Here is a 4,456-nt window from a genome sequence, read left to right as displayed (position 1 = left end):
CTTCAGATATCGAGTGTATTTTGTTTTTCCCATTGTGTGAAATGGCCGCAATATTCGTTCCATTCCTGGGTTTTCATCTTGATGAAGGCGCTTGAGAATTCCTCGCCGAGGGCGGCTTTGAGCTCGGTATCGGCATCGAAGGCGCGGATGGCGTCGAGGAGGTTGAGGGGCAGTTTCGGCGCGTCTTTGATCAGATGGCCCTCGGTGTAGAAGTTGATATCCGAGCGGGGCCCCGGATCTGCATTGGTGCGGATGCCGTCGAGACCGGCGGCAAGGATGACGGCCTGCATGAGATAGGGGTTTGCGGCGCCGTCGGGCAGGCGGAGTTCAAACCGGCCGGGTCCGGGGACACGGACCATATGGGTGCGGTTATTGCCGGTCCAGGTCACCGAATTCGGGGCCCAGGTTGCGCCTGACGAGGTGCGGGGCGCGTTGATGCGCTTGTAGCTGTTCACCGTCGGGTTGCAGATCAGCGCGAGTGCCGAGGCGTGTTTCATGATGCCGCCAAGGAAGGCGCGGCCCTTATCGGACAGGCCGAGTTCCTTGCTGTCATCCGAAAACGCGTTCGACTTGCCGTCCATGGTCCAGACCGAGATATGGGCATGGCAGCCATTGCCGGTCTTGCCCATCAGGGGTTTGGGCATGAAGGTGGCGCGCAGCCCGTATTTCTCGGCCAGAACGCGGGTCATGAATTTGAAGAAGGCGTGCTTATCGGCGGTGGCCAGCACATCATCGTATTTCCAGTTCATCTCGAACTGGCCATTCGCGTCTTCGTGGTCGTTCTGATAGGGTTCCCAGCCGAGATCGAGCATCGCATCGGCGATTTCTTTGATCAGGTCATAGCGGCGCAGGATGGCGTTCTGGTCATAGCAGGGCTTGACCGCATCGTCGAATTCATCGGCGACGGCGGAGCCATCGGGGTTGAGCAGGAAGAATTCCGGCTCGACGCCGGTTTTGACGCGCAGGCCCAGCTCGGCGGCTTCATCGACCAGCTTGCGCAGCACATTGCGCGGCGCCTGGTCGAGGGGCTTTTCCGACATGACCGGGTTCGAGGCGACCCAGGCGATCTCGGGGTTCCAGGGCAGCTGGATCACGGTCGAGGGGTCGGGCACGGCCAGCATATCGGGATGCGCCGGGGTGACGTCGAGCCAGGTCGCAAAGCCTGCGAAACCGGCGCCATCCTGGCACATGCCCTCGATCGCGCAGGTCGGCACCAGCTTGGCGCGCTGATACCCCAGGAGATCGGTGAAGGAGATCATGAAATAGCGGATGCCGCGCTCTTCGGCATAAGCCTTCAGTTCGGCACCGGTCTGCGGCTTTGCGCTTTGCCCTTTGTCCAAGGCCATTTTGTTCGATTCCCTGTTGTTTTGATACAGCTGGCCCGTCGAGGGGCTGGCCTGATGTTGTGAAAAGGAAAGCCGGCCCAGATCCGGACCGGCTTTCCAAAGCAGTTCAGTAGCCGCCGCGCCCCGGGATCCAGCTGGTTCCCGCGAGCGGCACGCCCGCCATGGCGGCCGATTCCACCGTCAGCGCGCAGAGATCCTCCGGTTCGAGATTATGGACATGGTTCTTGCCGCAGGCCCGCGCGATGGTCTGGGCCTCCAGCGTCATCACCTTGAGGTAATTCGCGAGCCGCCGCCCCGCCTGGACCGGGTCGAGGCGCTTTTGCAGCTCGGGGTCCTGGGTGGTGATGCCGGCGGGATCCTTGCCCTCATGCCAGTCGTCATAGGCCCCGGCGGTGGTGCCGAGCTTCTGGTATTCGGCCTCCCAATGCGGGTCATTATCGCCAAGCGCGATCAGCGCGGCGGTGCCGACCGCGACCGCATCGGCGCCAAGCGCCAGCGCCTTGGCCACATCGGCGCCGGTGCGGATGCCGCCCGAGACGATCAGCTGCACTTTGCGATGCATGCCCAGATCCTGCAGCGCCTTCACCGCCTGGGGCAGTGCGGCGAGCGTCGGCTGGCCGACATGTTCGATGAACACGTCCTGGGTTGCGGCGGTGCCGCCCTGCATGCCGTCGATCACCACGACATCGGCGCCCGCTTTGACCGCCAGCGTCGTGTCGTAATAGGGCCGTGCACCACCGATCTTGATATAGATCGGCTTCTCCCAGCCGGTGATCTCGCGGATCTCGAGGATCTTGATCTCGAGGTCATCGGGGCCGGTCCAGTCGGGGTGACGGCAGGCCGAGCGCTGGTCGATGCCTTTGGGAAGGTTGCGCATTTTGGCAACCCGGTCCGAGATCTTCTGACCCAGCAGCATGCCGCCGCCGCCCGGTTTGGCGCCCTGGCCGACCACCAGTTCGATCGCATCGGCGCGGCGCAGATCGTCAGGGTTCATGCCGTAACGCGAGGGCAGATACTGATAGACCAGGGTCTTGGAATGGCCGCGCTCTTCGGGGGTCATGCCGCCGTCGCCGGTGGTGGTCGAAGTGCCCGAAAGCGTGGCGCCGCGGCCAAGTGCCTCTTTCGCCGCGCCCGAAAGCGCGCCAAAGCTCATCCCCGCGATGGTGATCGGGATATCGAGCGTGATCGGCTTTTTGGCGAAACGGGTGCCGAGGACCACTTTGGTCTCGCAGCGCTCGCGGTAACCTTCCAGCGGATAGCGCGAGATCGAGGCGCCAAGGAACAGGAGGTCGTCGAAATGCGGCAGCTTGCGTTTGGCGCCACCGCCGCGGATGTCATAGATGCCGGTGGCGGCGGCGCGGCGGATCTCGGAATTGATCTCCTGGCTATAGGTCCAGGACTGGCGCGGCACGGTCTGCGGGATCGTCTTCTGTTCGTCTTTCATGGCCGATCCCTCAGTAAGCCGACGCATTGTCGATGTTGAAATTATAGAGCTTGCGGGCCGAGCCGTAGCGTTTGAATTCTTCGGGCTTTGCATCCGCGCCCGCCTGGGCCAGCAGGTCCTGGAGGATCGCGATATGCTCGGGGCGCATCTCTTTCTCGATACAGTCGGCGCCGAGGGATTTGACGCTGCCCCGGACAAAGAGCCGCGCCTCGTAAAGGCTGTCGCCAAGCGCGTCACCGGCATCGCCCAGCACAACCAGATTGCCCGATTGTGCCATGAAAGCCGACATATGGCCGATATTGCCATGCACGACGATATTGATGCCCTTCATCGAAATGCCGCAACGCGATGATGCATTGCCTTTGATGACCAGAAGCCCGCCATTGCCGGTCGCCCCGGCATATTGGCTGGCATCGCCCTCGATCACGACGGTGCCCGACATCATATTCTCGGCAACACCCGGGCCCGCCGAGCCCTTCACGGTGACGGTCGCCTGCTTGTTCATCCCGGCGGTGTAATAGCCGGTCGAGCCCTTGACGGTGACTTCGATCGGGGCATCGAGGCCGACGGCCAGCGCATGGCTGCCCTTCGGGTTCACGATCTCCCAGGCGGTGGCATTGGTCTGGCCTTTGGTGGCCTGCAGCGTCGCGTTCAGGTCGCGCAGAGTGGTGGTTGCAAGGTCAATCGTCTGCATATCAGTGCTTCCAGAAATAGACGGTTGCGGGTTCCGGTTCCCAGACGCGGGCGTCCTCGATGCCCGGCAGGTTGACCAGCGCGCGGTATTCCGATCCGAAAGCGACATATTGGTCGGTCTCGGCCATGACCGCCGGCTTGCAGGCGATCGGGTCACGCACCACGCCGAAGCCGTCTTTGGTGCCGACAACGAAGGTGTAGAAGCCATCGAGCACATCAAGACCGGCGCGCAGCGCATCGCCAAGCTCGACGCCCTGGGCCAGCTGATGCGACAGCCAGGCCGCAGCAACTTCGGTATCGTTCTGGGTCTCGAACTTCACACCGTCGCGGATCAGCTCACGGCGCAGCGAATTATGGTTCGACAGCGAGCCGTTATGCACAAGGCACTGATCAAGCCCGGTCGAGAACGGGTGTGCCCCCATGGTGGTGACCGCCGATTCGGTTGCCATCCGCGTATGGCCGATCCCGTGCCGGCCCGACATTTTTGAGACACCAAAGCGCGCCGCCACATCCTTCGGCAGACCGGTCTCTTTATAGATCTCGATCGAATCGCCGGCGCTCATCACCCGCACATCCGGCCGCAGAGCCGCAAGCGTCGCCCGTGCGAGCGCGATCTTATCCGCCGCAAGCGTCAGGATCGCATGGCTGTCCTTGCGCGAAAGCGAAACCTTCGCCCCGATCGCCGCCCCGAGATCCGCCTCCAGCGTCGCAAAATCGCGATCCGCAAAGGCAGACTGAACCGTCAGCTTGCCACCCGCATCATCGCCGTAAATCGCGATCCCCGCAGAATCAGGACCGCGATCCGTCATCGTGATCAGCATATCCGTCAGCAAACGGCCCAGATCGGGCTCCAGCGAACGGTCCTTCAGAAAAAGTCCAACAATCCCGCACATCGAAGCGGCTCCCTATTAGCTCTGGCGCAAAACAATCCTAACAACCAGACAAACAAACACACAAGAAATAAAGTTGAATG

Annotated in this window: 4 protein-coding genes; all 4 read right to left on the bottom strand. The window is 62.2% G+C overall.

The annotated features are described in order from the left end of the window. Positions 1 to 2: 2 nt before the first annotated feature. On the bottom strand, positions 3 to 1,346 hold the full coding sequence (glnT, locus tag M3484_RS23465) for a type III glutamate--ammonia ligase (protein WP_092895986.1): 1,344 nt from the start codon (positions 1,344 to 1,346) through the stop codon (positions 3 to 5). A 106-nt stretch (positions 1,347 to 1,452) separates the two neighbouring features. After that, positions 1,453 to 2,790 carry an FMN-binding glutamate synthase family protein gene (locus M3484_RS23460; protein ID WP_092895984.1) on the bottom strand — a complete coding sequence of 446 codons (1,338 nt, stop codon included), beginning with the start codon at positions 2,788 to 2,790 and terminating at the stop codon, positions 1,453 to 1,455. Positions 2,791 to 2,800: 10 nt separating this feature from the next. Next, positions 2,801 to 3,484: a GltB/FmdC/FwdC-like GXGXG domain-containing protein gene (locus tag M3484_RS23455; RefSeq protein WP_092895982.1), complete on the bottom strand. Its 684-nt coding sequence runs from the start codon at positions 3,482 to 3,484 to the stop codon at positions 2,801 to 2,803. Position 3,485: 1 nt separating this feature from the next. Beyond that, positions 3,486 to 4,376 carry a class II glutamine amidotransferase gene (locus tag M3484_RS23450; protein ID WP_249499503.1) on the bottom strand — a complete coding sequence of 297 codons (891 nt, stop codon included), beginning with the start codon at positions 4,374 to 4,376 and terminating at the stop codon, positions 3,486 to 3,488. Positions 4,377 to 4,456 lie beyond the last annotated feature (80 nt).

The sequence above is a fragment of the Pseudomonas sp. GX19020 genome (assembly GCF_023371075.1).
Classification (GTDB): domain Bacteria; phylum Pseudomonadota; class Alphaproteobacteria; order Rhodobacterales; family Rhodobacteraceae; genus Pseudogemmobacter.
This window is presented reverse-complemented; position numbering and strand designations above follow the sequence as displayed.